The organism is Rothia sp. HMSC069D01 (genome assembly GCF_001810135.1).
In the GTDB taxonomy this organism is placed as follows: domain Bacteria; phylum Actinomycetota; class Actinomycetes; order Actinomycetales; family Micrococcaceae; genus Rothia.
Genome location: NZ_KV800093.1, coordinates 166,121 through 187,862, shown reverse-complemented (window position 1 = coordinate 187,862; position 21,742 = coordinate 166,121). Strand labels below are relative to the sequence as shown.

General features: G+C 61.7%; 18 protein-coding genes. 7 read left to right on the top strand and 11 right to left on the bottom strand.

Annotation, left to right across the window (positions count from 1 at the left end; all coding sequences use genetic code 11):
* Positions 1–153: 153 nt before the first annotated feature.
* From galE to dapD, 3 genes are all read right to left on the bottom strand, one after another.
* A complete protein-coding gene (gene galE / locus HMPREF2710_RS03425; protein WP_049346894.1) occupies positions 154–1,167 on the bottom strand; it encodes a UDP-glucose 4-epimerase GalE in 1,014 nt (337 codons plus the stop codon).
* A gap of 201 nt (positions 1,168–1,368) precedes the next feature.
* Entirely contained in the window at positions 1,369–2,253 is an 885-nt protein-coding gene (locus tag HMPREF2710_RS03420; RefSeq protein WP_070593656.1) for a DUF4253 domain-containing protein, read from the bottom strand.
* A 304-nt stretch (positions 2,254–2,557) separates the two neighbouring features.
* Positions 2,558–3,523: a 2,3,4,5-tetrahydropyridine-2,6-dicarboxylate N-succinyltransferase gene (dapD, locus tag HMPREF2710_RS03415; protein WP_049359053.1), complete on the bottom strand. Its 966-nt coding sequence runs from the start codon at positions 3,521–3,523 to the stop codon at positions 2,558–2,560.
* Between the two features lie 101 nt (positions 3,524–3,624).
* Between dapD and dapE the strand changes: the two genes are divergently transcribed.
* The 4 genes from dapE to HMPREF2710_RS03395 all read left to right on the top strand — a co-directional run bounded on the left by dapE (position 3,625) and on the right by HMPREF2710_RS03395 (position 7,373).
* Positions 3,625–4,818, top strand: coding sequence for a succinyl-diaminopimelate desuccinylase (dapE, locus tag HMPREF2710_RS03410; RefSeq protein ID WP_049359056.1), 1,194 nt, complete (start codon positions 3,625–3,627; stop codon positions 4,816–4,818).
* A gap of 89 nt (positions 4,819–4,907) precedes the next feature.
* Complete coding sequence (locus HMPREF2710_RS03405; RefSeq protein WP_070599514.1) at positions 4,908–5,306, top strand: taurine ABC transporter substrate-binding protein; 399 nt, start codon at positions 4,908–4,910, stop codon at positions 5,304–5,306.
* Positions 5,306–6,679: a hypothetical protein gene (locus tag HMPREF2710_RS03400; protein WP_070599512.1), complete on the top strand. Its 1,374-nt coding sequence runs from the start codon at positions 5,306–5,308 to the stop codon at positions 6,677–6,679. Before HMPREF2710_RS03405 ends, HMPREF2710_RS03400 begins: the two co-directional genes overlap by 1 nt.
* 316 nt (positions 6,680–6,995) lie before the next feature.
* Positions 6,996–7,373 carry a twin-arginine translocase TatA/TatE family subunit gene (locus HMPREF2710_RS03395; protein ID WP_012903155.1) on the top strand — a complete coding sequence of 126 codons (378 nt, stop codon included), beginning with the start codon at positions 6,996–6,998 and terminating at the stop codon, positions 7,371–7,373.
* Between the two features lie 88 nt (positions 7,374–7,461).
* Here the strand turns inward: HMPREF2710_RS03395 and HMPREF2710_RS03390 are convergent, their stop codons facing one another.
* From HMPREF2710_RS03390 to HMPREF2710_RS03380, 3 genes are read right to left on the bottom strand one after another with little or no spacing between them, the layout of a single operon-like run.
* Positions 7,462–8,664, bottom strand: a complete 1,203-nt coding sequence (locus tag HMPREF2710_RS03390) for a P-loop NTPase (RefSeq protein ID WP_070599509.1) — start codon at positions 8,662–8,664, stop codon at positions 7,462–7,464.
* Positions 8,654–9,544, bottom strand: a complete 891-nt coding sequence (locus tag HMPREF2710_RS03385; protein WP_070599507.1) for a DUF1003 domain-containing protein — start codon at positions 9,542–9,544, stop codon at positions 8,654–8,656. Before HMPREF2710_RS03385 ends, HMPREF2710_RS03390 begins: the two co-directional genes overlap by 11 nt.
* A complete protein-coding gene (locus tag HMPREF2710_RS03380) occupies positions 9,537–10,865 on the bottom strand; it encodes a magnesium transporter MgtE N-terminal domain-containing protein (protein WP_070541581.1) in 1,329 nt (442 codons plus the stop codon). Before HMPREF2710_RS03380 ends, HMPREF2710_RS03385 begins: the two co-directional genes overlap by 8 nt.
* Positions 10,866–10,996: 131 nt before the next feature.
* On the opposite strand from HMPREF2710_RS03380, the gene HMPREF2710_RS03375 reads away from it, so the two are divergent.
* A complete protein-coding gene (locus tag HMPREF2710_RS03375) occupies positions 10,997–11,956 on the top strand; it encodes a hypothetical protein (protein ID WP_070599503.1) in 960 nt (319 codons plus the stop codon).
* A gap of 149 nt (positions 11,957–12,105) precedes the next feature.
* Here the strand turns inward: HMPREF2710_RS03375 and HMPREF2710_RS03370 are convergent, their stop codons facing one another.
* Entirely contained in the window at positions 12,106–13,635 is a 1,530-nt protein-coding gene (locus HMPREF2710_RS03370; protein WP_070599501.1) for an aminopeptidase P family protein, read from the bottom strand.
* Between the two features lie 215 nt (positions 13,636–13,850).
* Here HMPREF2710_RS03370 and HMPREF2710_RS03365 point away from each other — a divergent pair, with 215 nt between their 5' ends.
* Positions 13,851–14,819, top strand: a complete 969-nt coding sequence (locus tag HMPREF2710_RS03365) for a PHP domain-containing protein (RefSeq protein ID WP_083303480.1) — start codon at positions 13,851–13,853, stop codon at positions 14,817–14,819.
* A gap of 89 nt (positions 14,820–14,908) precedes the next feature.
* On the opposite strand, the gene HMPREF2710_RS03360 is transcribed toward HMPREF2710_RS03365, so the two are convergent.
* From HMPREF2710_RS03360 to HMPREF2710_RS03345, 4 genes are all read right to left on the bottom strand, one after another.
* On the bottom strand, positions 14,909–16,180 hold the full coding sequence (locus HMPREF2710_RS03360; protein ID WP_049362559.1) for a DNA-methyltransferase: 1,272 nt from the start codon (positions 16,178–16,180) through the stop codon (positions 14,909–14,911).
* Positions 16,181–16,188: 8 nt separating this feature from the next.
* Positions 16,189–17,922, bottom strand: coding sequence for a DEAD/DEAH box helicase (locus HMPREF2710_RS03355; protein ID WP_070599499.1), 1,734 nt, complete (start codon positions 17,920–17,922; stop codon positions 16,189–16,191).
* A gap of 506 nt (positions 17,923–18,428) precedes the next feature.
* Positions 18,429–18,656 (bottom strand): DUF3107 domain-containing protein, encoded by a 228-nt coding sequence (locus HMPREF2710_RS03350; RefSeq protein WP_005505268.1) that lies wholly within the window; start codon positions 18,654–18,656, stop codon positions 18,429–18,431.
* 275 nt (positions 18,657–18,931) lie between these two features.
* A complete protein-coding gene (locus HMPREF2710_RS03345; RefSeq protein ID WP_070599498.1) occupies positions 18,932–20,194 on the bottom strand; it encodes a glutamyl-tRNA reductase in 1,263 nt (420 codons plus the stop codon).
* A 222-nt stretch (positions 20,195–20,416) separates the two neighbouring features.
* Here HMPREF2710_RS03345 and hemE point away from each other — a divergent pair, with 222 nt between their 5' ends.
* Positions 20,417–21,616 (top strand): uroporphyrinogen decarboxylase, encoded by a 1,200-nt coding sequence (hemE, locus tag HMPREF2710_RS03340; RefSeq protein ID WP_070599496.1) that lies wholly within the window; start codon positions 20,417–20,419, stop codon positions 21,614–21,616.
* The last annotated feature ends 126 nt before the right edge of the window (positions 21,617–21,742 follow it).

Sequence of the window (21,742 nt, the reverse complement as noted above, 5' to 3'; positions counted from 1 at the left end):
TTAATGCGTCCAAGTTTCGGGGCGCAGTTCAAAAAGGGGAGTGCGGGGGCTTTGCCATATCCGCTGATTGTCGTTGGCCGGAGTACCCGGACGATAGGTGAGATAACACCTATCGGGCACTCTTCAACACCCCTCACAAGGGGCTAAAACAGCTTAGGCTTCGTAACCGTTGGGGTTGTTCTTCTGCCAGTTCCAGTGGTCGCGAACCATGGTCTTAATGTCGCGGCTAGCGCTCCAACCCAGATCCGCCAGAGCAGAGGAAGGATCAGCGTAAGAGACCGCAACGTCACCGGGGCGACGATCCACAATCTTGTACGGCAGCTCCTTACCGCACGCCTCCTCGAACGCGTGCAGAACCTGTAGAACCGAGTAGCCGTTACCGGTACCCAGGTTCCAGGTGTGCAGGCCGCCGTGCTCAGTAATGTAGTTCAGCGCCTTCAGGTGGCCGTCAGCCAGGTCAACCACGTGGATGTAGTCGCGCACGCCGGTACCGTCAACGGTCGGGTAGTCATTACCGAAGACGTTCAGGTGCTCGCGGCGACCCACAGCAACCTGCGCGATGAAGGGCACCAGGTTGTTCGGGATGCCCGCCGGGTCCTCACCGATACGGCCGGACTCGTGCGCACCAACGGGGTTGAAGTAACGCAGCAGAGCAATGTTCCACTTGGAGTCGGAAGCAGCCAGGTCGACCAGCATGTCCTCAATGTGCTCCTTGGTGCGGCCGTAGCAGGACTGCGCATCCATGTTCATCTTCTCGATCAGAGGCATGGACTCGGGCTCACCGTACACGGTAGCGGAGGAGGAGAACACGATGGAGTGGCAGTCAGCCTCGTCCATTGCGTACAGCAGGTTCAGGGTGCCAGCCACGTTGGTCTGGTAGTACCACAGCGGCTTCTCTGCGGACTCGCCCACAGCCTTCAGGCCCGCAAAGTGAATCACAGCGTCGGGGCGAACCTGCTTGAAGAGAGCCTTCATACCTTCGAGGTCGAGCAGGTCAACCTTGTGGAACTCGGGGGCGCGGCCAGCGAGTTCAGCGACGCGCTTGAGGGACTCCTCGGAAGAGTTCGCGAGGTTATCCATGACGACGACGTCGTGGCCTGCCTTGAGCAGTTCAAGTACAGTGTGGGAGCCGATGTAGCCGGCGCCGCCGGTAACGAGTACCTTCATGATGTCCTTTCGGGCTTTATATATCCGGAAAAAGTGCTCCGGATGGGGGACAAAAGCTGTTGAGCTGTATCTAATAGTACAGCCGTGCACGCGGCGTAAGTACTGCGGGACACTGTGCGCTTGTGCACTCTGATGTGAGCACATGGGAGGCGTTATTGAGGCGTGTCGACACTCGCCCCCACCTCGCTGTATAGCTTGCGTCTAATCCCACCAGAAATACCACTGACGGCTCTGGTGAATAAACTCCGTCAGCTGCTCAATATCCTCAAACACCTGGAACGGAAGATCGGAACAGAACGCGAACTGTTCGACCGCCAGATTCTTCGTCTCGACCGGGTCGGTGACGGGGCGTTCCACCAGAAACTCCAGGCAGTCAGCACCGTCAAGAGCCGCCGGGCTGGCGCCGTACTTTTCACGCCAATAGTGGGTGAACGCCAGCTGTGTTTCAGCGTCTGGGCAGCCATTCCAGCCGCCGAAGGGCAGGTATGCGGGAATATCGGCGGGGTCATCGGTCGGAATCTGCAGCAGGAGCATCTCGCCTTTCTCCTCTTCATCCAGGAGCTCGTAGCAGAGTAGGGCAGAAAGAGTCGGGGCCTCATCTTCGGGCTCCTCATCGGGCAGAAAATCGGAGCTCATAAACTCGTCAACAAGCTCGTTGAGGTTGAAGTCGTCAGGGCCCTCCTCGTGAGCATCTTCGCCATCATCGGTAACCTTGCGCAGCTGCTGGGCAATGACTGCGCTGCCGTATTCTTCTGCGGAGGCGCCACCCCGGGCGGTACGGTAACGCTGCAGGACAGCACGGGTGTAGGCGCTCACCTGCTCGGGGGTCAGAGTCTCAACATCGTCAATGATGTCGTGTTCAAGGGACACCGCAATGACCATGCTTTCAAGCACCGTATCGTTCAGGTTCAGGAAGAAGGGAACGAACCCCTCCGCACGCCCCAGCTGAGCCAACTCATCGTAACGAGCCATGGCATCAGCGGCAGGAGCGCCCATTGGAATACGCTCGTGCGGGTAGGGGAAGAGACGCGTAAAGTGCCGGTAGGTTTCGCTCATCGTCGACTCTGACTTAGTTGATTCAGGCATCTGAGTTCCTCTCTGAACTGTACAAGTGGTCAGTCATGGCGGGTGGGTTGTACCCGGTACTACCAGCCTAGCGAAAGCCCGAGCATCCCGCCCTGAAAACGGTCATCGTAGCCGCCGCGGATTCGCGCCCAGCCTATGAGAGCGGCGAAAAGAGGAGCCTCGGGCAGAGAAAAAGGGGCCGGGATGCTTCACACATCCCGACCCCTAAAGTTCACGGGCCGACCCCTAAAGTTCACGGGCCGACCCCCCAACGTTCGCAAGGGCAACCAGCGCTAGTCCAGGTACAGACTAGTTCAGGTGCAGACTAGTTCAGGTGTAGCGCCTCGTTCAGCTCCACGGTGTTCTTCGCACGCGGCAGAACCTCAATCGCGCCGCTGATCGAATTGCGGCGGAACAGCAGGTTCGACACGCCGGACAGCTCCGCAGCCTTCACCACGCGCGCCTCCTGACCGGGCAACAGAACGCTCACGCGCGAACCGGCGGTCACATACAGGCCAGCCTCAACCACGCAGTCATCACCCAGGGCAATACCGATACCGGACTCCGCACCCAGCAGGGAACGCTCACCAATAGACACGCGCTGAGTGCCGCCACCGGAAAGAGTACCCATCGTGGAGGCGCCGCCACCCACATCCGAGCCGTCGCCCACCACAACGCCCTGAGAAATACGGCCCTCAACCATGGAGGTGCCCAGGGTGCCGGCGTTGAAGTTCACGAAGCCCTCATGCATCACAGTGGTGCCGGACGCCAGGTGCGCGCCCAGGCGCAGACGGTCGCCGTCGCCAATACGCACACCGGCGGGAACCACGTAATCCACCAGGCGCGGGAACTTATCAATGTGGCTCACGCTCAGGTGGCCCAGCTTGCGCAGACCAATTGCGAGCTTCTGGAACTCGGCGGCAAGCACCGGGCCGTGGTTGGTCCACGCCACGTTCGCGAGGGTGCCGAACAGGCCGTCCAGGTTCAGCTCGTTGGGGCGAACCAGGGTGTGGGAGAGCAGGTGCAGACGCAGGTATGCGTCGAGTGCGTCTTCGGGTGCCTCATCCAGGTTGATGGAGGCGCTACGCACCTCGGTACGGGCGTTGCGCGCCGGATGCTCAACGGCCAGGTCCTCCAGCTCGTCCGCGATGGATAGGTCGGGGGTCTGGGTGAGGGAGGGGGCGGGGAACCAAGCATCCAGGACGGTGCCGGCGTGCTCGCCAGAGATAACAACATTGACCAGTGCAACGCCGGAGGCGTAACGGGGAGTGTTTTCAGACATGCCTCCCATTATAGTTTTGGGAGTGAGAGCCCCTTCAAGACCGTCTCATATGCTCGATATGGAAGTTGCGGGCGCGGGTGTGTGTACCGGGGAACCTGTAAGGTGGAAGGATGAGCGTTTCCCCGAATACTTCTGAACGTCACCCGGTTCCGGCACCGCCCCTGAATTTGGACGTGTCTATGCCCGAGCTGACGCGTGCCCTGCTGGATCTTGAGTCGGTTTCTGGTAACGAACGAACGATTGCTGATGCCGTGCACACGGCGCTGTCGTTCTGCCCCCACCTGCACCTGACCCGTGACGGGGACGCCATCATTGCCCGCACCGAATTCCCGCCGCTGCCTGGAGCTGAGGGGGAGAGTGCTGAGGGGGAGCGTACCCGCATTATCCTCGCCGGTCACCTGGATACCGTGCCCCTGCCTACCGTCGAGGGTTCCCTGGGTACTGTGCCCTCTACGGTGCGTGAAGAGGACGGGCACAGCGTGCTGTACGGTCGCGGCGCAACCGATATGAAGGGCGGCGTGGCGGTCCAGTTGAAACTTGCCGCCGAACTGACCGCGCAGGACACCGACTACAACCTGACCTATATCTTCTACGACAACGAAGAGGTCGCCAGCGAGCTCTCCGGCCTGGCGCGTCTGATCCGCAACCACGGTGAGCTCATCACTGACGCAGACTTCGGCGTGCTACTTGAACCGACCAACGGCACCATTGAGGGCGGCTGCAACGGCACCATGCGTTTCTTCGTGCGCACCCGCGGCCTTGCCGCCCACTCGGGGCGTGCATGGCGTGGCGAGAACGCAATTCACGCCCTGGCACCGGCGTTGGCGGCGCTCGCCTCCTACGAGCCGAAGACCATCGCGGTGGAGGGCCTGGACTATCGTGAGGGTCTGAATGCGGTGCAGATTTCTGGTGGCGTTGCCGGTAACGTGATTCCTGATGCGGCGGCAATGCACGTGAACTACCGGTTCGCCCCGGATAAGACCCTGGACGAGGCGGTCGCCCACGTGCGTGAGGTCTTCACCGGTTACGAGCTGGATTTTGTGGATCTTTCCCCGGCGGCTCGCCCCGGACTGGACACCCCGCTGGCGGCTTCCCTGATTGAGGCGGTGGGGCAGGAGCCTCAGCCGAAGTACGGTTGGACGGATGTGGCTCGCCTGAGCGAGATTGGTATTCCCGCCGTGAACTTTGGGCCCGGTGACGCCCTGCTGGCTCACACCGATAATGAGCATGTGAGCTTTAGCCAGCTGACCCGTTGCCACGCGGATTTGCGTGCCTGGCTGCTCAGCGACCGTGACGAGGACTAACCGCGACGCTGATTCTGCCGGTGCTGGCGCTACTATTTGAATTTAGGTGACCGTCAGGGGTTGACGGTCCTGCATGATATGAGATTGACATGAACTTTCTTCTGATTCTGCTTGCCCTGCTGATTTCGGGCATTGCGGTGCTCTCCGTTGTGGCGCTCTCCGGTGAGCGTGCCGTGCCCGGTGCCGCGTTCTTCAGCGGCGTGGGCCGTGACGGTTTAGGAACTTTCGACCGTGTGGAGGATTTGACTACCTCGGTTCGTTTCTTCGGCAATCCCGAGGGCGAAAAGGTGTCGGCGAGTGAGTCAGCATCCAGTGATGCTTCTGCCGAAGCAGCCGCAGAATCCGCTGAGGGTGCTGCTGAGCCCGTGCGTCGCGTCGCGGTTCCGCTGGCTGATGATGCGGAGAGCACCTTGAGCGCCCATGACTTTGTGGAGAAGCGAAAGAACCCGCAGGCTGAGGGTGCGCTTTCGGTGGCTGAGGGGAGCTAGTGCCGGTGAGTGTTCCTTCTGCGCACACTAGCCCTGTTCCGCCTGCCCGCGCTGACTCTGCCGCTGACTCGGTACCTCGCACCGCCTCCACGAAGGAGCAGAGCGAGTCCTTTGATGAGCTGCTGACCTGGGCGTACACCGCCGCCGGTGAGCGCCTGCACCGGGTGGGGGAGCGTCTGCGTGCCCTGCCCGCGTGGCTGTCAGTACTGTTGATTTACGGTCTGTCCCGCGTGTGGGGTTTCATCGTGTTTGCCGTGGTCGGTCAGCAGCAGCTGCGCAGCCCGTGGGGTCAGCACCTGGATTACCTGTCGTTCATTAGCATCTGGGATGCCGGCTGGTATGAGCAGATCGCGGTACAGGGCTACCCGAGTGAGCTGCCGGTGAACGCGGCGGGTGTGATTCAGCAGAATCAGTGGGCGTTTTACCCGATTTTCCCGCAGCTTTCCGGCGCTATTAGCCATGCGACGGGCATCGGGTACTACCCGGTGGCGGCGACGGTTGCTCTGATTGCCGGTTTCGCGGCGGCGTGGGTGATTTACCTGCTGTTTGAGGCGTCGTTGAAGGCGACCGGTTTCAAGAGCGAGGAGTCGCCTTCTGCGCTGTCCATGTGGGCTGTGGCGTTGGTGTCGTTCTTGCCGGTGGCGCCGGTGCTTCAGGTTCCGTATGCGGAGTCGCTGAACCTGGTGTTCCTTGCCGGTGCCTTGCTGTGCCTGGTTCAGGGACGCTACGGCCTGCTGGTTCCTGTGGCGGCGTTGGCGTGCCTGTCCCGCCCGGTGGGTGTGCCCCTGGGCGCGGCTGCCGGCCTGTGGTGGTTTGCATGCTGGGTGCGTTCGAGCCGCCAGTCGGGCATGGGCACGGCGTTTGTGCGTCATCTGGGGCAGCTGGTCAGCGCCTTGGTGGTGTGTGCGTGTGCGCTGGTGTGGCCTGCGATTGCGTGGTGGGCTACGGGCCGTGTGGATGCGTACACCGCCACGGAGACGGCGTGGCGCGGTACCCATTTGGCGCCGATTCAGCCGTGGCTTTCGCAGGGGTACCTGTACTTTGGGTATGCGGCTCCGGTGCTGCTGACTGTGCTGATTTTGGGTTTTATTGCTTTGTGTTTGAGCCCTCTGGTGCGTAGGGTTTTGGCGGCTCCGTTGAACCTGTGGTGCCTGAGCTATTTTGCGTATTTGATTCTGTTTTTGAATCCGCAGTCGTCGACGTTCCGTCTGCTGTTGCCGTTGTTCCCGTTGGTGATTGTGGCGGCGGCGGCGAGCCGTTCGCGGGCGTATCGTTGGGCGTTGCTGGTGGCGGGTGCGTGTGCGCAGTGGGGCTGGGTTGGCTGGCTGTGGCATTGGAAGCAGCTCCCCGGCGGTGGGGACTACCCGCCGTAAACCGCTGATTCTTTCCAACAGGTGCTTGAGACCGCCGGTGTGCTGCCGGCGGTCTTTTGCGTTCGGGAGGCGGGCGTGCCTGCGGCTGGAGCCGCAGCGTTTTAACCCGGCGGTGGAGAACTACCCGCCGTAAACCGAATATTGTGTCAGGAGATCGCCGGTGTGCTGCCGGCGGTCTTTTGTGTTCTTAGCCGTGAGCGCAATGCTCCTCCGCGGTGCTGTAGCGTACGCCTTCTGCTTGTCCAGAGCTTAAAGACACGTCCAGAAAGCGCTGCGGGTTCGGCGGTGCTGGCTCGGAACTGATAATCTATATTCTGTGTTTGGTATTAGTGGCACCGAGTTGATTATTTTGGCCATCATCACGTTTGTGGTGATTGGCCCCGAACGCATGCCCGAATACGCCCGACAGATCCGTGAATTCGTCAAGACCGTGCGCCGCATGGCGTTCGACGCGAAGGACGACTTCAAGGAAGCCCTGGGCGAGACGGGTCTGGAAGATATTAACTGGCGCCAGTACGACCCCCGCCAGTACGATCCGCGCGTGATTGTGAAGCAGGCGTTCGCTGAGGATGACGCCGAGCGTGAGCGTGAGGCGAGGGAACGTGAAGAGGCGCTGCTGAAGGAGAAGGAAAAGTCGGAGAGCCGTGCTCTTCCGCGAGGCGCATACGCCCCCTTCGACGTGGACGCCACCTAAGATTTTGAAACGAAAGAACCCCGCACCGTGATGGTGCGGGGTTCTTTCTGTTCTCAGCTTTTGCCGTCAGCTTCTAGATGCTCAATCTCTAGACGAAGAGCGGCAGGCTCTGACCCGCCCGCGACTCGCCCGACTGCAGCAACTGCGAGGCGATGGACTGAATCTCTTCGGCGGTGGGGGAGTCCGGGTGGCTCCAGACCACCGGGGTGCCCTCGTCGCCGCCGGTACGCAGGTTCACATCCAGCGGGACGGAACCGAGCAGCGGTACCGGGTAGGAGAGCGCCTCCGAAAGACGCTCAGCGAGCACCTGACCGCCGCCAGAACCGAACATGTCGAGCACGGTACCGTCCGGCAGGGTCATGGCAGCCATGTTCTCCACCACGCCCACGACCTTCTGACCGGTCTGTAGGCTCAGGGTACCGGCACGCTCCGCCACATCCACCGCGGCGTGCTGCGGGGTGGAAATGAGCACCAGCTCCGCATTCGGCAGCAGCTGAGCCATAGAGATGGCAATATCGCCGGTGCCGGGCGGCAAATCGAGTAGCAACACATCCAGGGCGCCGAAGTGCACGTCCATGATGAACTGCTCCAGGGCACGGTGCAGCATGGGGCCGCGCCACGCCACCGGCTCGTTGCCCTTGAGGAACATGCCGATAGAAATCACGCGAATAAAGCCGCCGCTGACCTTCTGCTCACCCCAACGCTGGGCGGGGGCGGGAACATCCACGGTCGGCGGAAGAATCAGATCATCCAGGCGGGTCGGGGCGTCGGTAATACCCAGCAGACCCGGAATCGAGAAGCCGTGCACATCCGCGTCAATAATGCCCACCGCAAGCCCGCGCGAGGCGAACGCGGCGGCAAGATTCGCGGTCATGGAGGACTTACCCACGCCACCCTTACCGGACACCACACCGAACACGCGGGTCAGCGAACCGGGCGCGGTAAACGGGTTGGAACGCTCCGGTTTGAGCATCGAACGCAGGGCGGAACGCTGCTGCGGGTTCATCGCACCCACCTGCAGCTGCACACGCTCGATACCCTCAACGGTGGCGGCGGTGTCACGAACCTGCTGCTCGATGGTGTTCTTCAGCGGGCAACCCTCAATGGTGAGTAGCACCGTGACCTCAGCCCAGTGGCGGCCGGGAATCGGCTCACCGTGCTCATCCAGTTCAGGATGCACGAGCGCAGTCTCCACCATGCCCAGCTCCGTAATGGGGCGGCGCAGTTCGGGGTCCTCGACGCGGGCGAGTGCCGCGTAGAGCGCATCCTGCAGGGGTGAATTAGCGGTCACGGGCGCCTCCCTCACGGGTGCGCTCTGCCTGCTGGGATTCGCGGCTCTGAGGCTGGCTCAAATCGCCTCGGTGGGAATCCTGTGTGGAGTCCTTCGCAGAGCGTTCAGCCTTGTCAGAAGCCTGCTCGGTACCGTTCTCGGTGCCCTCGGAGCCCTGCTCCTCAGCGTCCTTTTCCTCGCCCTCGGAGGTATCAATATCGTCGATAGCCTCCTCCAGGTCCTCAATGTCCTCACTGATGTCCTGCAGCTGCTCGGCGTGACGCTCCTGCTCCTGCGCAATGTTCTGCAGTTCCTCAAGAATGTCACGCAGCTCGCTACGAACGAAGTCACGGGTCGCAACCTCACGCAGAGCAATACGCAGCGAAGCAATCTCGCGGGTCAGGTACTGGGTCTCCTCCAGGTTCTGCTGGTCACGCTTACGGTCCTCAGAGGCCACCACGCGGTCGCGGTCATCCTGACGGTTCTGCGCCAACAGCAGCAGGGGAGCAGCGTAAGAAGCCTGCAGGGACAGCATCAGGGTCAGCAGGGTGAAGTTCAGGCTACGCGGGTCGAACTGCATCTCCTCCGGCGCCAGGGAGTTCCACGCCAGCCACACGCCACAGAAAATGGTCATCCACATCAGGAACTGCGGGGTACCCATGTAGCGTGCAAAACCCTCGGTCATGCGGCCGAAAGCGTCCGGGTTGGGGCTCGAGAACAGCTTCGGCTTGCGGGTGCCGGGGGTGCTCAGCTGCGAGTCGCTACGCTGCGGGCGGGAGTCGCCGCGCTCGCGGTTGCGTTCAGCGTACTTTTTCTCCAGGCGGTCCTTGAGGATGCGCGCCTTATCGATGCGGGGGTTCTCTTCGGTACGGTTTGCGTCGCGGCGGTTCGATTCAGGCAAAGCGTCGTCCTACCTTTCGTACGGGAGTTCCATCATCGTAAGTGCGCCAGTCTTCGGGCAGGAGCGCATCGAGCACGTCGTCGATGGTCACTGCGCCTACCAGGCGGTGCGATTCGTTCACAATGGGAACGATGGTCAGGTCATAGGTCGCCAGCACGCGTGCCAGCTCTTCCAAACTTGCCTGGTCAGAGACAGGCTCAGTGTCAGTATCGAGGATGTGACCAATCGGCTCACTCGGCGGCACACGCAGCAGCTTCTGCATGTGCACCAGACCCAGGTACTTGCCGGTCGGCGTTTCCAGGGGCGGGCGCGTCACCATGACGGCAGCCGCCATCGCCGGAGGAATCTCCTCGGCGCGGATGTGTGCGAGCGCCTCCGCAACGGTCGCCTCCGGGGAGAGGATGATTGGCACCGGGTTCATGAGCGAACCGGCGGTACCCTCGTCGTATTCGAGCAGTCGACGCACGTCGTCTGCTTCGTCGGGTTCCATGAGCTCGAGTAGCTTCTCGCGCTGGGCGTCGTCCAGCTCGATGAGCAGGTCGGCGGCGTCGTCCGGTTCCATCTCTTCGAGGACCTGCGCGGCACGCTCGTCGTCCAGGTGCGAGAGAATCTGCACCTGGTCCTCGGCGGGCAGCTCCTGCAGAACGTCCGCGAGGCGTTCATCCTGCAGCTCGGCGGCGATTTCGACCATGCGCTTATCGCTCATCTCGTGGATAGCGTCCGCAAGGTCGGCGGGCTTGGAGTTCTCATGGTTCGCCACGAACGCGGTTGCCGCCTGCGGCTCCACGTCGGTGGAGAGCAGAGCCTCGTCCCAGTCGACGATGAGGGTCTCCTTGGAGCGGCGGCGCCACGTGCTGGAGGAGGAGCTGACGCGGGAAACGAACAGTTCGGTCACGCCCCAGTCGCCGTTGCGGCGCTGCTCAATGGCGACGTCCTCAATGACGGCGTCGCCGCTGCCGTCGAGCAGACGCACGCGGCGGTCGAAGAGCTCACCGACGATGAGAGTCTCAGAGTTGCGCTGTTCGAAGCGGCGCAGGTTCACCAGGCCGGTTGAAATAATCTGGGAGGCGTCGATGCTACGCACTCGGGTCATGGGCATGAACACGCGTTTCTTGCCGAGCACCTCAACGATGATGCCGACAACAATGGGTTCGCTGCCCTTGGCGGGGCGGGCGCCCGCAATGGATGCGCCCAGGCCGCGTTTGAGCACGACGACGTCTCGGAGACGGCCGAGGCGGTCACCGAAGGGGTCAAAAACGTCGAGGCCCAAAAGGCGGGCAATGTAAATCTTGCTGGGGGTGCTGAACTTCGAATTGCTCACCTCTCTAGGGTACGCTCCGCCGCGGGGATTCGCACTTTGAGAAGCCGAAATTGAACGGGTGTTCGCTACGCCTATAGAGGAGCTAACTGCCCACCGGGTCCAGGGTTGGGGCGGGCGGTAGAATAGAAGCCATGACTTCTAACCTGCCGAATATTCCCTCGACCCCGACTTCTTCTTTCGTTGCCTCGCGCCTGGCGCAGGCTCAAGGCAAGCCCCTGCCCGCCGGTGAGGCGATCGCCTCCTTCGTGCGTCACGATGATGCGCTCGCCGCTTTTGATGTGCTCAGCGAACAGGATTACCCGGTCACGGCGCTGTACCTGGTCAATGACGGTATCCGCCAGGTGGAGTACCCGGTACCGTTGCCGTATGGCCGTATCTTGACTTTTGCATCGCTTCGAGGGGCAGGATTCGGTGCGTTTTTTGCACTGCTGGTTATAGCCTCGACTAATGACTCCTCTGCGTTTGAGGTAATAAAGTATGTGCTGCTGTCGATGGCTATGTTTGTGCTCTGGCAGATGTTCGTTTTGCGTCGCTCTCATGGGAGCCGCCATCCGATGCGTGCCGAATCAATTCCCTCGCGTACCGTGATGTACGCTCTGCCGGAGTACGCTCAGGATGCGCGCCGCGTGCTGGGTGCGCATCCTCGCTTTTCGGCGGCGGTTGCGGCTGCTCGTGCGGCGGCTGCCCCGGAGGCTTCGCAGGCTCGTGCGGCTCAGAGCACCGTCTCGATGAATGGTGCACCGGTTCCGACCGGTGCGCCGAAGGCTCCTTCGTACCGTGCGCAGGCGGGTAGCCAGCCGGCACCGAACCAGACCCTGCCCGAGCGTGACACTACCGCGCAGAATGCGGTGTCTCAGAGCGCGGCGCAGAACATGCCCGCACAGGCTGCACAGTCCACTCAGCCTGCAGAACAGGCAAGTACTGGCCAGGTGACCGCTCAGAAGTCAGATACGCAGAAGCGTCCGGCTCAGCGGTACGGTCTGCGCGTGGACGACCCGGAAGAATACGCGAAGCTGATTCAGCCCAAGCCGCAACGTCCGACTCCGCGCCCGCAGGGCCTGCAGGATAAGTCCTCGAAGGACTCCGAATAGCCGTAAGGCACAACGGCGGGAAACAGGCATAGAAGATACGCAGCGCAGAAGATACGCGAAAAGCCCCTCACCGAAACGAATCGGTGAGGGGCTTTCGCTATGCACATACAACCGGCACTAACCGGTGCTGGTGGTGTGAAGAGTCAGGCTTACTTCGCCAGCTTCGCCATCCACTCCTCAATGCCCTCAACGGTGCGGGGCAGTGCAGCAGACAGGTTCACGTTGCCGTCCTTGGTGCAGAGCACGTCGTCCTCAAGGCGGATACCGATACCGCGGTACTCCTCGGGAACCGACAGGTCCTCGTCCTTGAAGTACAGGGCCGGCTCAATGGTGAAGACCATGCCCGGCTCCAGCTCAGCCCACATGTACAGCTCAGCCTTAGCCTGTGCGCAGTCGTGCACATCCAGGCCCAGGTGGTGGCTGGTGCCGTGCGGCATCCAGCGGCGGTGCTGACCGCCCTCAACGGTGAGCGAAACATCAGCGGAAACCGGCAGCAGGCCCCACTCTTCCAGACGGTGCGCCAGAACGTTCATGGCTGCCTCGTGAATCTCGTAGAACTTGGTGCCCGGCTTAGCCACAGCGAATGCAGCGTCAGCGGCATCCAGCACAGCGTTGTAGACCTTCGCCTGAACCTCGGTGAACTTACCGTTCACGGGGAAGGTGCGGGTCACGTCTGCGGTGTACAGGGTGTCGTCCTCAACGCCTGCGTCCAGCAGCAGCAGCTTGCCGTCATCGACGGTGCCGTTGTTACGGATCCAGTGCAGGATGGTTGCGTTGTTACCGCACGCTGCGATGGTGTCGTAGCCCAGGTCGTTACCGTCGGTACGTGCCACGGAGAAGAACGCAGTCTCAACGACGCGCTCACCGCGGTGGTGCTCCTTAGCCTTCGGCAGTGCACGAATGACCTCTTCGAAGCCCTTGACGGTCATGTCAACGGAACGCTGCAGGTTCTCAACCTCGATAGCGTCCTTAATCAGGCGAGCCTCGGAGAGAGCCACAGCCAGCTCGGAGTCCAGCTTGTCAGCCTGCTCCAGCTCCACGCCGGTGTTGTAGCGGGAGGTGTCAACCAGCGCGTCAACAGCCGGGTCAACGTTGCGGACCAGGCGGATGTTCACGCCGCCCAGGCCCTGGTTACCGGCGTTCTTGGTGATAGCAACCTCAAGCTCGGACAGGTCGCGGGTACGCAGACCGAAGCGCTCGGAGAATTCCTTCAGGGTGGGGCGGGGACCAACCCAGAACTCGCCGTAGCGTGCATCCGCGTAGAACTCGGTGGTGTCGCGGCCAGCCAGCGGGCGGAAGTACAGGGTGACCTCGTGGTTGGAGCCGTTGTCGCCGGTACCCTCTTCGACGGGCTCGAAGATCAGCACGGCGTCAGGCTCGTGGTCGATGCCCAGGCCGGTCTGGTGCGCAAACGCCGAGTGGGGGCGGAAGCGGTAGTCGCAGTCGTTGGAGCGGACCTTCAGCGGGCCTGCAGGCAGGACGAGGCGCTCGCCGGGGAATGCCTTGGAGATCTTGGCGCGGCGCTCAGCTGCGTAGTCTGCTACGGGCTCGCGGGTGTAGCCGTCATCTTCGGCCTTGGCCCAGTCCTTAGCAATGAATTCGGTGAACGCAGACGCCTTAGGGGTGCTGCGGTGGTCGTTCTTCTGAGCTTCGGTGCTCTTCTCGTTGTTCTCAGTCATGGGTTAATCATATCTCCTTCACCACAGGTGGGCAGGTGTTTTAGCGCTTTTGACCATAAGAGGGGCGCGGTGGGGCAGAATATATCTTTGACTTGCGACCGGGTGCCTGATATTGCGCCGCCGATATTGGTAGGGTTGAATCAGAAGAGTAGATGACATACCTTAAAACCCCGCTGAGGTGGCGACGAACTAGCAGGGGCGGGGAAGGAGAGAATATGACGCAGACAGAACACCGAAATAGTGCACCTAATGCGCAGCAGGCACTGCAGCCCGCTGAATCGGGTGCGCCTGAAAATCTGAACCGTGCCGGGCGTTACGATTTGCATATTCACTCCGCTATTTCTGACGGCACGCAGAGTCTGACCGAGCTGGTGCCGCTGATTGCTCGCGCCGGGTTGGCTGGGTTTGCGCTGACTGATCACGATACGACGGCTGGTTGGGCGCAGGCGGCTCAGCTGGCGGATGAGCACGGTCTGGATTTTCTGCCGGGTGCCGAGTTCTCCTGCCGTTATCGGTACACCGATGGTGAGGGCCGCGCACGCACGAAGACTATTCATCTGCTCGCTTATGGTTTTGACCCGGTGGGTTCGGAGTTGGCGCGCCGTGTGGAGGCGATTCGCGCCAGCCGTGAAGGTCGTGCGCAGGCTATTGTGAGCCGTCTTGCCGCTGACTACCCGCTGACCTGGGATGACGTGTTGGCGCAGGTGGGGGAGGGGAACACGGCGGTGGGCCGCCCCCATATTGCTGATGCGCTGGTTGCTGCTGGTGTGGTTGCTGATCGTTCTGAGGCTTTTGCGAAGCTGCTGTACACGGGCAGCCCCTACTATGTGCCGCAGGACGCGCTGGACCCGTTGGAGGCGGTGCATCTGGTGCGTGAGGCTGGGGGTGTGCCGGTGATTGCGCATCCGATGAGTACGATGCGTGGACCCGCGTTGAGCCTGGAGTACCTGGGTTTGATGGTGGAGGCTGGCCTGGCGGGCGTGGAGGTGTATCACCGTGAGAATTCGGTGGAGGATCGCGCGCGCCTGCTGGAGTTCATTGAGCGTCAGCGTGCGGCGGGCCGTGAGGTGCTGGTGACGGGTTCGAGCGATTATCACGGCGCGGGTAAGCCGAACCTGCTGGGTGAGAATACGACGGATGCGGCGACGGTGGCACGTATCCGCGAGCAGCTGGCTTCTCAGTAGTAAGACGAAAGAGTGTGGGGCGGGTTCCTTATTGGGAATCCGCCCCACACTCTTAACACGTGCTCTCACGAACGCGCAGACAAGACAGCCTAGACGCTCTCACGCGAGGCATGATGCTGCAACACCGCACCCGCAGCCGCCGCATCCATCTGAGCAGCCGCCCGCGCCGCACGAGCCTTAGCCCGCGCCTGATGCTGACGCTGACGACGCAACTCATCACGCCCATCAATACGCATCTTCTTATCCACCGCATCCATCGACCAGTGACGCACAAACCGGCAGGACGCACCCTCAACCGGTTGCGTAGTCTCCGTGAGCGTATCCAACACGGCCTTCAACGCATGACGGCTCGCCGCCGTCAACGCATCACGACTCGTACCGCCACGAACACCCACCGTACGCTTCGGCGTGAACAGCACACTCGCCCCACGCGGAACACCACGATACTCAGCGAACGACACCGGATCCACACCCAGGCGCTTAGCCATCACCTCAATAGCCGGCGGATTCTGATCCACACACACGAACTTACGACCCAGCTGAGCCGCCGCCGCACCCGTAGAACCAGAACCAGCGAAGAAATCCAACACCCAATCACCCGGACGGGAACTCGCCGCAATCATACGACGCAACAGACCCGTAGGCTTCTGCGTAGGATAACCCGTCTTCTCCTTACCCGTAGGCGACACAATCGTATGCCACCACACATCCGTAGGGAGCTTACCGCGAGAAGCCTTCTCCTCAGTCACCAGACCCGGAGCCATATACGGTTCACGATCAACCTCCGCAGTATTGAAGTAATAGCTACGGTGATCCTTCGCATACACCAGAATATTGTCGTGCTTCGTCGGCCAGCGGCGCGTAGACTTCGCACCGTAGTCATACGCCCAAATCAGCTCATTAATGAAGTTCTCACGACCAAAAATCATGTCGCACATAATCTTCACATAATGAACCTCACGCCAATCCAGGTGCAGGTACAGGGTGCCGTCCTGCGCAAGCAGACGATGCGCCTGCTCAATACGCGGCGCTAGGAACGCCCAATAATCCTCGAACGAGTCGTTATAGCTCGCCAGAGTCTGCAGGGTGCTCGAATAGCTCTTGCCCTTAAAACCGGTGCGGTCACCCTTCTCAGAAGCCTCCGCGCTCAACGTGCGGCGCGTCTGCTTCTTACCCGTATTGAACGGCGGGTCAATATAAATCACGGTGAACGCACCATCGGGTAGTTCACGCAGATACTCCAGGTTATCTGCCTGCACCAGCAGCGACGGGCCCTGCGGATCGAAAACAGTCGAATCCGTGCGGTTCGCCTCAGCGGCGGGGGAAGGCGCGGCGGGCGCCGGGGATGCTGAAATACCCAACCCCGGCCCTAGCCTTCAGAACCAGCACGGTCAGCGCCACGGCCCTTACCGCGAGAACCCTCAGAACGAGAGCCCTCAGCACGCGAGCCTTCAGAACGGCGACGGGTACGGCGGCGACCCTCACCCTCCACGGGCTGACCCTCAACACGGCGGGTACGGCGACGCTGACGAGGTGCACGCTCAGAACGCTCAGCAGAACGTTCGGTACGCTCGGATGCGGCCTGCTCGTTACGCTCGGAAGAACGCTCAGTGCGCTTGCGGCCCTCGGAGCGGCTACGGCGCTCGCCGCGGCCCTCACCGGAACGACCCTCACGGCCACCGTCACGACCGCCGCGAGAACGGCGCGAACCCTTCTCACCGTCACGACCGCCAGAACGACCACCCTCACGGGAACCGTCGCGGCCACCGCGAGAACGAGCCGGGCGGCCATCACGCGAGTCGCGGGCGCCCTCAAAGAACTCATCGCCCATGCCCTCAGCCACACGCTCCTCGCGCGGCAGGCGGCCCTTAGTGCCAGCCGGAATGTTCAGGTCGTAGAACAGGTGCTCAGAGGAAGAGTAGGTCTCAACCGGCTCAGGAACACCCAACTCCAGGGCGTCGTTAATGACCTTCCAACGCGGCAGGTCATCCCAGTCCACCAGGGTGATGGCGGTACCCTCATTGCCCGCACGACCGGTACGACCGGTACGGTGCAGGTAGGTCTTCTCATCCTCAGGCACGCGGTGGTTAATCACGTGGGTCACGTCTTCAACGTCAATACCGCGAGCCGCCACGTCGGTCGCGACCAGAATGTCGACCTTGCCGGTGCGGAACGCCTTCAGCGCCTGCTCACGCGCAACCTGGTTCAAATCACCGTGCAGGGGAGCGGCAGCGAAGCCGCGGTTCACCAGCTCCTCCGCCACGCGGGCAGCATCACGCTTGGTCTTGGTGAAGATGACGGTACGGCCGCGGCCGGTAGCGCGCAGAATGCGGCCAATCATCTCGTCCTTATCCAGGTGGTGCGCACGGTAGACGACCTGGCGGATCGACGCCTTAGTCTTTGAGGCGTCCTCGGGGTCAGCGGCGCTAATGCGCATGGGCTTGGTCATGTACTGGCGTGCCATCGCAATGACCGGGCCGGGCATGGTTGCGGAGAACAGCATGCTCTGGCGGTCCTCCGGCAGGTAGCTGAGGATCTTCTCAACCGACGGCTGGAAACCCAAATCCAGCATCTCGTCAGCCTCATCGAGGACCACAATCTTAACCTGCTTCAGGTTCAGGAAGCCCTGCTGGTACAGGTCGATAATGCGGCCGGGGGTGCCCACCGCAACCTCCAGGCCGCGGCGCAGCAGCTCAGCCTGAGGCTCAATCGGCACACCACCGTACAGGGTCGCGACGCGGGCGTTGCGCAGCTTCGCAGCAATCGCCAGGTCCTCGCCCACCTGAATGGCAAGCTCACGGGTCGGAACCAGAATCAGCGCCTGAGGTGCGCCGGGGTGCTCCAAATCAGCCCAACCCTCATCCTCGCGGCCGACCACACGCTGAATAGTGGGCAGACCGAAGCCGAGGGTCTTACCGGTACCGGTCTTTGCCTGACCAATGATGTCCTGGCCAGACAGAGCCACGGGAAGAGTCAGCTCCTGGATGGGGAAGGGGGAGGTAATGCCAACCGCCGCGAGGGCGTCGCTAATATCCTGGCGAACGCCGAAGTCGGCGAAGGACTTTGCAGTCTGAGTGGTTTCCTGCGTGTTCGTTTCAGTCACTGGACCGTATCTTTCTACCCCTGCTCGGGGTGTGTTTCTCCCCGTAATGGGGGATGTACCAGCCAGCGCCTCGGTAGTGGAGGCGGTGACGGGCGGGCGTCGAAAGCCGGCCGCGGGAAATTCTTACACGGGAAATTCTTACCGAGACGCCGCCTGCACGCATGGTTATTACTCATGGTTCATTCATGATGAGAAGGCGGTGCAGCCTCGGGGTCTTGAAAGGGGTACGACCGGTCATTCACTTAACCCCTCAATATTAACCTGGATTTGCTTCCGGCGCACCCCCGACCGGTTGTGGTTTGCGCCCGTGATGGGCGATATACCGCCTCAAAACCGGGTATCGCAAGGTTTTTGTGTAGGCGGTTTAAAACGCAAAACCCCGCATTCGGCACGGCGTAACCACGTGGTGCATACAGCGCACGCACACAGCGCATAAAGCGCGGTTACGCATCGTGACGGATGCGGGGGAAAGCTCAAGCTAAAGGGTAAACAGCTACCGAAACTAATTAGGCGCCGATACCGAAACCAACGTGACGCTTAGCGTCGGAACCCAGCTCGACGTAGCCAATCTGAGCGCCAGAAATCAGGGTGGTGTTGCCCTTATCATCCATAATCTGCAGCAGCGAGCCATCCTCAATAGCCTTCGAGACCTTCTCCATGAGGATTTCCTTAGCCTCACTGGTCTCAACAACGATTTCACGAGCAATGTGGCGAATGCCAATCTTGATTTCCATGAGTCTCCTCGCAGAATAGTCCGGCGCAACCAAACGTGCGCCGGGTATGGGAACTGTCTTATCTAGCATCTACTCTAGCGTGAATGCGCCCATCGGCACCGTGAACGGGCGGTACTTCGCCGGGGGCTAATAAAATACTCGCCGCCGGATGCGTGAAAATACGCGCAAAACCCCACGCAAAACCCGTGTGAAAACGGGGGTGGGCATGCGAAAAACGCCAGAAAAATACCGGAAAACGCCGGAAAATACCGGGAAGAGCGGGGGAGAAGAAGCTCTTAAGAGTCCTCCACCTGAATACCGTAGAGAGTCTCCAGCGCCTGCACGTAATCCTCTGCGCGGCCCTCCGACGCCAGCTTCTTGGCGCGCACTGTCGGGGTGTGCAGCAGGGACTTCACCATGCGGCGCATCGCCAGCTCAAACTGCTCCGTCGCCGCACCGCAACCAAACTGGTTACGTACCTTCTCCAGCTCAGAATCCAGCACATCCATAGTGTGCGAGCGCAGCGCAACAATCGCGGAGTCAATCGTGCGGGAACGCTGACGAGACACAAACGCCGCCAGCTCAGACTCCACAATGCGCGTAGCCGTCGCCACGGATTCCTCGGTCTCCTCGGGGGCGGCAAGGCGCACCGACTCGAGCGTAATCAGCTCAACATTCGGCAGGTCAGCGACCGACGGATCAAAGTCACGTGAAAGAGCAAGGTCAAGAATCGTGTGGTGACCGCCCGGAATCTGCTCGGGAAGCAGCGGGTCGGATCCGCCGGAGCAGCCAATAATGACGTCGGCAGAAGCCATGGCCTGTTCCATGCCGTCCACCGGCACCGCAGAAACTTCGCGCTTTGCCGCGAATTCGGCGGCACGACCCGAACGGGAATTGACCCAAATATCGGTGCAACCGCGCTCACGCAGAGCCGCAATGGTCGCGCCCGCGTAAGCACCTGTACCAAAAATCAGGGCGCGTCGGGTCGACCAGTCCTTCTCGGCAACCTCATCCGCAAGATCCAGGGCAACAGACACAATCGAGCGGCCCTGGGCGCCAAGCGCCGTATGCTGACCCACCTGACGAGCCGTATGCGCCGCATGCTCAAACAGCTGAACCAGCTCACCGGGAAGGGGTACGCCGTCCTCTTGCGCCTTCGCCTGCGCGGCGGCCAGGGCACGGCGTACCTGACCGGCGATTTCGCGCTCGCCAACCACGGCAGACTCCAGGCCGGAGGCGACCGTCAGCAGGTGGCGTGCCGCCTCCTCATCTTCGAACAGGTCGAAGCTGGAGGCAACTAGCTCCTTATCCAGGCCGGAGGTTTGCGCAATCGAATCAACAATCAGCTCACGAACCATGTGCACATGCGCAGAGACGTGCAGCTGAACATACATTTCAAGGCGGTTACAGGTGGCAAGAACTACTGCACCCTTAACACCGAGTTGACGTGCGATATCCGCCGCCAGAACATCGGGTACGCCAGAGGCACCGGCGCTCAACGCAGCGACGGTGGTCAAATCAACGGTGTGGTGCGATGCCACAAATGCATAAGTACTCACTAGAGACTAATCATAACCACGCCGACTAAGCCCCTGTAAAGCTCATAGAACCTAAGTTCCATCATCGTAGGGGGCAAGAAAATCTGCGCGGTGGGGGATGCGGGCACGAAGAGTAGGCACGAACTAAGGTGTCCCTCACTGCTAAGAAAGCCATCATTAGGTAAGAGTCACCATGACATAGTGTCGCAAAAACGCCCACATAAACCTGTCACACTAGAGACTATGAGCGAAAACCAGCACACCACCCCCGCATCGGAAAAGGGCCCCGCGTCGGCACAGGGCACCGCACAGGCACCTTCCCTGCCCGCACACCCCACTGACGCCCAGCGACCCCTGCTCACCGACGAGCAGCTCGCACACCTACCCGCCAACCACCCCCTGCGCGCAGGCACTACCGCCGACTCGCCCATGCTCCGTGCCCTCACCGGCCGCCCCTCCAGCCACCGACCCGTCTGGTTCATGCGCCAGGCAGGCCGCTCCCTGCCCGAATACCGCCAGGTACGCGAAGGCATCCCCATGCTGGACGCATGCCTCACCCCCGACCTCGCCGCAGAAATCACCGTGCAGCCCGTCCGTCGCCACAAGGTCGACGCCGGCATCTTCTTCTCCGACATCGTCATCCCCATGAAGCTCGCGGGCGTCAACGTCGACATCGTGCCCGGTAGGGGCCCCGTGCTCGATCAGCCCGTACGCACCCTCGACGAGGTGCGCGCCCTGCCCGAACTCAAAGACAGCGACCTCGACCCCATCCGCGAAGCCGTCGCCGCCACCGTAGAAATGCTCGGCGACACCCCGCTCATAGGCTTCGCTGGAGCCCCCTTCACCGTCGCCGCATACATGGTCGAAGGCGGCCCCTCCCGCGACCACCTGCGCCCGCGCACCATGATGCACTCCGACCCCGCCGCCTGGCACGAACTCGCCGCCTGGGCAGCCCGCACCGCAGGCCAGTTCCTGCGCGCACAGATCGAGGCAGGCGCATCCGCCGTGCAGCTCTTCGACTCCTGGGCTGGTTCCCTCGGCGAAAGCGACTACCGCCGCTACGTGCAGGCGCACTCCGCAACCGCCCTCGATATGGTGCGCGAATACGGTGTGCCGCGCATCCACTTCGGCACCGGCACCACCGCGCTACTGCCCGCCATGCACGAAGCCGGCGCAGACGTCATCGGCGTGGACTACCGCCTGCCGCTCTCGGCAGCGAACACCCTGCTCAACGGCGCCGTACCCCTGCAGGGCAACATCGACCCGGCACTGCTCGCCGCAGGTAGCGAAAACCTCTACGCACACGTGGACGAAGTGCTCGCAGAAGGCAATGCCGCCCCCTCGCACGTGGTCAACCTCGGCCACGGCGTACCCCCGACCACCGACCCGCAGGTGCTCACCGACCTCGTGGCATATATCCACGAACGCACCGCGCAGGCCTAGGATAAATAACGATAAATAGACGGCGCAGATGCCGGACACCCCCCCCGGCATCTGCACCGAACATCTGCACCCCGAACCAACCACCACACCCGTTACCGCAATGGGCAACTCCACTGCAGGCAGACC

Bases quoted from the DNA above. Each gene is read 5' to 3' on its own strand.
- HMPREF2710_RS03420 (WP_070593656.1), bottom strand. From the start codon at position 2,253: ATGCCTGAATCAACTAAGTCAGAGTCGACGATGAGCGAAACCTACCGG.
- galE (WP_049346894.1), bottom strand. From the start codon at position 1,167: ATGAAGGTACTCGTTACCGGCGGCGCCGGCTACATCGGCTCCCACACT.
- HMPREF2710_RS03375 (WP_070599503.1), top strand. From the start codon at position 10,997: ATGACTTCTAACCTGCCGAATATTCCCTCGACCCCGACTTCTTCTTTC.
- HMPREF2710_RS03370 (WP_070599501.1), bottom strand. From the start codon at position 13,635: ATGACTGAGAACAACGAGAAGAGCACCGAAGCTCAGAAGAACGACCAC.
- HMPREF2710_RS03405 (WP_070599514.1), top strand. From the start codon at position 4,908: ATGAACTTTCTTCTGATTCTGCTTGCCCTGCTGATTTCGGGCATTGCG.
- hemE (WP_070599496.1), top strand. From the start codon at position 20,417: ATGAGCGAAAACCAGCACACCACCCCCGCATCGGAAAAGGGCCCCGCG.
- HMPREF2710_RS03365 (WP_083303480.1), top strand. From the start codon at position 13,851: ATGACGCAGACAGAACACCGAAATAGTGCACCTAATGCGCAGCAGGCA.
- dapE (WP_049359056.1), top strand. From the start codon at position 3,625: ATGAGCGTTTCCCCGAATACTTCTGAACGTCACCCGGTTCCGGCACCG.
- dapD (WP_049359053.1), bottom strand. From the start codon at position 3,523: ATGGGAGGCATGTCTGAAAACACTCCCCGTTACGCCTCCGGCGTTGCA.
- HMPREF2710_RS03350 (WP_005505268.1), bottom strand. From the start codon at position 18,656: ATGGAAATCAAGATTGGCATTCGCCACATTGCTCGTGAAATCGTTGTT.